We start from the raw sequence: 5,735 nt of genomic DNA on the forward strand, positions 1-5,735 counted from the left end.
TGGTCAGGTTCTTATCCAAATCGTAGGCATATTCCGTATAGAGACTTTCTCCGTTTTGCAGGCTTCTTATGGTTCCGTCTTCGTTATAATGATACGCGCAAAGAAGTGTTTTGTCATCCCAAACTTCTTTTAATTCATCATTTTGGTTATAACGGTATTCGGTCAGCTTTCCGGTAACATCTCTTTGCTGCCATAGATTTCCGTTTCGGTCATAGGTCAAGGATAAAAGGGTTCTTCCGCTCGCCATCTTCTTTGTCAGACGGCCCATCTCATCATAAGCATAGCTGTAACGCATTCCGCCTGAAATGGCTGCGTTTAATAATCCCTCTGGTGTGTACTCGTATCTTTCCAACCATTCGTTGGCTCTTCTGCTTAGTAAGTTCCCATATAGGTTCTGGATTTATGAGAAAAAACGGCAGAAAAAAGAACAGAAAAGGGAGCTACAGAAAGAGTATTTTTTACCCTCTGTAACCCCCGTCAGCCCCATTTTACCATAGAACCAGATCTCTGTAAATCGTATGGTTCACCATGAACCATGGGGGAGGAAGTTATTTTTAAACCAATGAAAAGGCAGAATGGATGTCCCATTCCCTAGCCCTGGATCGCAAAACATTGCCCCTGTATAACCTTTGAAACCGCTACTGGAACATGTATGCCATTCAGGCAATAAAGTTTGAATTGCTGTTGCCACCTGTTCTTCTTTCTTCTACTTTAAGAAAAAGTCGCATCTATGGCTGTTTTTTATATGGCTTCAAGTCACATATTTGCTACTATTTAAAAATCTGGTTGAGGAATGTTTTCGCTCATTTTCTGCACTAAAACAGAGGTGAACCATGGGGTCGAAAATGATGCAGGTTAAAGGCAGGTGCACCTTCCGCTGCTCCTGTCTATTAACAGCAGCCGGCAATGCCGGCTGCATAAAGATTTTGGCTAAAGCTTTTCTTAATTATTAGGTGGCTGTCAAAAAGGTTAAAGTCACCTGTCAGGTGGTCGTAATCGCACTATAATCAGCCAGATTTAAAGATTTTTAAGGTATCTGTGTAAGTAAACCCCATATAAGTTCAACAATGAATGCAACGATTTTTAGTGGTTATAGAATCAATTTTCTATAACTCTTCCGATATCGTCGTTTTCAATAAGGGACGCGTTAATAGAAAATCACATCAACTTGTTATAGTAGAATCTTGCCTAAATTATCATGGGTTTTAGAATGGAGTTAATAATTATCCATTTCTATCCTATGCCATTAATATAACTTAAAATATATTTAGTTACTCTTCAGTCTTTCCAATTTTAACATGCCACTAAATTCAGTTAACTTTTCAAAATAGTTAATAGCCTTTCCGTAAGATACATTACTAATTATAGTATAAGGTAAGTTTTTAGATGCTTTTAGTAATTCTGCGGATGACATATTAATATTTAAAACATTCTTTATCTTTACTAGATCCTTTAATCCACCTTTAGGAACACCTGTTAATATAATGTTATAATATTGAGTTTGAGTATTATTTTCTCCGCTTGTCTCAAGATTGCAGTTATTATTCAGCCATATTAATAAATTAGGAGCTAAATGCTTTGCATTTTGCGTATTCATATCCCCACAACCTACTGATAATACTTCTTCGTTTCTATTATCTTTAGAAATTAAAAATACCATATCTCCACTATCATCACCTATTGCAACATAACCATTTGCGTACTTTTCTACCTCAAGAATCTCGTTTCTCTCATAGATATCCTCTGTACCATAAATCACCAATCCCCTATCGGTCGAAAATCCGTTTGTTAAGTTTAATAATTCTTTATAATACTCAGGTAATAAAATATTCATTCTATTTTCAACAATACTGATTTCATCATTACTTGCCGGCTTTGATTTTGATATACCAGATATATTTTGTAAATTTATCATTTGAAACCTCCTAATTCATCAAAATATTTATACGCTCTTCTCATTGCTTTTTTAGCATTTTTCGAATCTACTTCAGCATCGACCATCTCTTTATACGAAGTATTAAATTCATACACAATATCAGTATCATATCCTTCGGCTTTACGCCTACTTCTTTGTAAAGCTGATATCTTTGCATGTGGTTTGCCAGAACTAGATTCAAGTAATATTGATGGTGCTTTATCTTTATTATATCCAGGGATATTACGTTCAGCCCATTCATTTTGTATTGGATGATGAGCCTGCACTCGATTATCAGCAGCAATGTTCTGGTTTCCTGGTGCTCTATTTACTTGAGGACTTAAGTTTCCATAATCATCTACATCGTTTTTCAAATATCCACCCGGCCTTTTTGGTACATCAGTCTCGCCCACTCCCTTAGAACTACTATCTTGGTGTTCGGTCAGTTTCGTAGAAGTCTTTGTCTCATTTTTCCCTTTTGATGTACTAGCAGCAAGCCTATCCTTAGCAGCTTTACACTGATTCCCACTCGGGTCTACATAGCTCACTGGATTGTTGGCGCAATATGCGTACAGGTTCAGTCCGTCTCCCCGGTAGGTAATATGTTTATTCAGGAGCGTATCAACATGTTAATTTTGTATTTCATAAAAACCAACCTTATGAATCTGAACAGGAAGAAAAAAGAATTCTACAGGTTGAGATTTTTATTGAAAATTTGCCATACAAAGAAAAACAATTGGTAGTAAATTACATTGACTCCCTTATTAGCTAACTTGCTTTAGAAGAGGCTTTTCTGTATCAGCATGCATTCATGGATGGAGTGAAACTTCTAAAATTCATTTACAAACTATAATACCTAGAGCACAATCATTATAAAGCTTCTTGTGTTCTAGGTATTCAGCAAAAACCACTTATTATAGGTACCAAAACAATTTTGCATCACCTAGACTCTAATTGATTTATTTTTACACAGTAAACAATTGAGGAACTCCTGCCCAAGTTAATTCTGGCATCTCATCAAGCTTATTAAGATGAATATAAATTTCTTGATTATCTCCCCATATACCAGACTTGGGTCTAACAGTAGATACAGTTAAATGATAAATACCATCATCTATTAAAAGTTGCTGTTCTATAGGACAATCATTACTCCATTCCATCAACCAAAACAAATCAATTACTGATAACTTCCCCCCCTTAACATTAATTGCCAGTCTTATACAAATTGGAAATTTTTGTTCAATTTCTACATTTGGATAACCTGTCCTAAATTTAATACTATAACTCCCGCTAGATCCTGTATTAAAGCCAATTATATCTCCTTTTTTTATATGTTTTGCTACTTGTTCTGGTGTAGAAAATTCTTTACTAAAATAATTTTCTCCCTCTTCAATATCATTTACAACACCATCCGAATAAAGAACAATTCCCATTCCATCTATAACCAAATCCATATCATAGCTTATCTCATTTTGCTTATTCATAATAATTCCTTTCTTTTTGGGATGCATAATTAATCATTATCATTTATTCTGTTCTGCCCAATCTAGTAAAGTAGTCATTGCTTCTGAAGGAGTTACATTTGTTACAACTACATTTGAACTATTGGGAGTTCTTAAATCTCCTCTTATACCTTCTAAACTAGAATTATTGTATGCACTTGTATAATTATCTAATAGTTGCTGATCTGACATTCCAGAATTACCACCCCTTAATTTAATTCCCTGATTCCTTGTAGCTTCATGCAGCCTAATATGTGCTTGCCCAGCACTTTCCGGTGTCCCATAAGGATAATATCTTGGCGTTTCTGGTTGATCATACATAGATAAAGCCGACCTTCCTCTAACATTTGATCTTTCAATCAGATGGGCTCCATCCCCTTCCGGAACCAACGTCCAACTTCCTGATGGTACGGGTCCTGTAAAATCAACATCTCCTGGCTTAGGAAAACGAGGTACACTATTATCTCCGCCCGAACTCTTATTACCACCATTCACTCCAAGCTTTTTCGCCACTTCCTGCTCTTCTGATGTCAATACACCTTTGTTTTGCTTATTTCGCAAATAGGATTCCAGCTGACGCTTGTTTTTTCCTTTGATTTTTCCCTCATCCATCAAAGACATAATTCTATTCGCGGCTGTTTCGCAGATATTTCCACTTGGGTCTACATAGCTCACTGGATTGTTGGCGCAATATGCGTACAGGTTCAGTCCGTCTCCCCGGTAGGTATCTTCTTGGGTAAAGCGTCCGATTACTGGGTTATAGTATCTGGCTCTTAGGTAATACTGCTGGCTGATGGGGTCGAGCTGTTGGCCGTTGAACTGGAAGCGGTTTTCGACTCGTTCTTCGTTAGTCAAGTTCTTATACAAATCGTAGGCATATTGTGATATAAAGACATAGGCAATTAAAAGCCTTGTTTGGCAAGTTTAAAAAATATAGTTTTTCCCTTTTGCCGTTACCTCCTGTTCGCTTTCTTGCTTTTACAAAAAAATTGCATATATACCAGTTTTTTATAAGTCACAGGTCACAGATTTACACTGTTTTAAAATCCGTCAGTGAAAAATCTTAGCATATTTCTTCCACTAAAACAGAGGTGAACCATGGAGTCGAAAATATGAAACCCGAGCCGGGGTCAAAAACTTCCCGAACTCGGGTTACATCAGTCCACGATGTGGACTGAGATGACTTTTTTATCGGTGTTGGAGCCCCATGGGGCATACTTACTGAAAATGCCTATTTATGCGAAAGAATTACGGGGTTATGAACAACTCCTTTAATGCTATAGCCACTTAGCTCTATATTTTAGAATCACTCAATTGACTCTATGACATTTCACTAATTTTGCACCCTCTGATTTCTTGTATAATGCCAACTTCTGCACAGACTTCCATGTTAATCGCCCCTGCACATTTCAATATTATAGTATCTTGATTTGTTTTTTCAATATGAATATCAGCTATTAATTTACTTTTTTTACTTTCTAATAATATAGAAGATATTACAAATAATTCGAGATCTATTATCGCAGAATTATATTTAAGCTGTTTCCATTTTAAGGGTAGATTATCAATCAATATAGGCAAAAATAAAGACAACTTCACTCTATCACCACTTTCACATAATTGAATTTCTAAAATCTCTATATTGTTTAAATCAGGAATTTTATTATACAACCTTCTTAAAAACTCCGTTTTTTCAATAACTTCATACCACATATATTTCCTCCATATAAATTTTACTTATTAAATGGGTAATGATCTTTTGTACCATCAACACTTCCTGTTCTAGTTTTATCAGCAGGTCTCACATTAAAATGCGACCCTTGCCCTCCCTTAACATGTCCAGCACTATGATCTTGAATTACTATTTTCTTGCCATACATATTTGTATAATGATATTCTCTTGTCATAAGTACATTTCCATTAGCATCTTTAATAACATGACCGCCTTCATACTCAGCATGTCTCATTGGAACACTATCAACATAATCAGGCTGCTGTGATTTTAGAATCTTTGCATCTCGTTTAGCTTCATTAAAAGCACCACTCCTACTTGGTAAATTACCGCCGGAACCCTCATTGCCACTATTCACTCCAAGCTTTTTCGCCACTTCCTGCTCTTGTGATGTCAATCCACCTTTGTTTTGCTTATTTCGCAAATAGGATTCCAGTTGTCTCTGTTCCTTTTTTTCAGCCTGTCCCTGCGCCACTTTATTCATGATATTCTTCGCGGCTGTTTCGCAGATATTCCCACTTGGGTCTACATAGCTCACTGGATTGTTGGCGCAATATGCGTACAGGTTCAGTCCGTCTCCCCGGTA

Annotated in this window: 7 protein-coding genes; all 7 read right to left on the bottom strand. The window is 36.4% G+C overall.

All coding sequences use genetic code 11. From position 1 onward, the window contains the following. On the bottom strand, positions 1 to 352 hold a 352-nt coding region (locus C8E03_RS21445; RefSeq protein ID WP_146212348.1), incomplete at its 3' end, for a hypothetical protein. A 915-nt stretch (positions 353 to 1,267) separates the two neighbouring features. Beyond that, a complete protein-coding gene (locus C8E03_RS21450) occupies positions 1,268 to 1,915 on the bottom strand; it encodes an SMI1/KNR4 family protein (RefSeq protein ID WP_110292075.1) in 648 nt (215 codons plus the stop codon). Continuing rightward, a complete protein-coding gene (locus C8E03_RS21455) occupies positions 1,912 to 2,463 on the bottom strand; it encodes a hypothetical protein (RefSeq protein ID WP_242993681.1) in 552 nt (183 codons plus the stop codon). Before C8E03_RS21455 ends, C8E03_RS21450 begins: the two co-directional genes overlap by 4 nt. A 417-nt stretch (positions 2,464 to 2,880) precedes the next feature. Further along, entirely contained in the window at positions 2,881 to 3,399 is a 519-nt protein-coding gene (locus C8E03_RS21460) for a hypothetical protein (RefSeq protein WP_110292077.1), read from the bottom strand. A 39-nt stretch (positions 3,400 to 3,438) separates the two neighbouring features. Further along, the gene (locus C8E03_RS22300) at positions 3,439 to 4,284 is read right to left on the bottom strand and encodes an RHS repeat-associated core domain-containing protein (RefSeq protein ID WP_242993683.1); all 846 of its coding nucleotides are present in this window, start codon (positions 4,282 to 4,284) and stop codon (positions 3,439 to 3,441) included. A 453-nt stretch (positions 4,285 to 4,737) separates the two neighbouring features. Beyond that, on the bottom strand, positions 4,738 to 5,130 hold the full coding sequence (locus C8E03_RS21470; protein ID WP_110292078.1) for an Imm50 family immunity protein: 393 nt from the start codon (positions 5,128 to 5,130) through the stop codon (positions 4,738 to 4,740). A 20-nt stretch (positions 5,131 to 5,150) separates the two neighbouring features. Then, a partial coding sequence (locus tag C8E03_RS21475; RefSeq protein WP_242993685.1) for an HNH/endonuclease VII fold putative polymorphic toxin occupies positions 5,151 to 5,735 on the bottom strand: 585 nt, incomplete at its 5' end.

This window comes from Lachnotalea glycerini (genome assembly GCF_003201285.1).
In the GTDB taxonomy this organism is placed as follows: Bacteria; Bacillota; Clostridia; order Lachnospirales; family Lachnospiraceae; genus Lachnotalea; species Lachnotalea glycerini.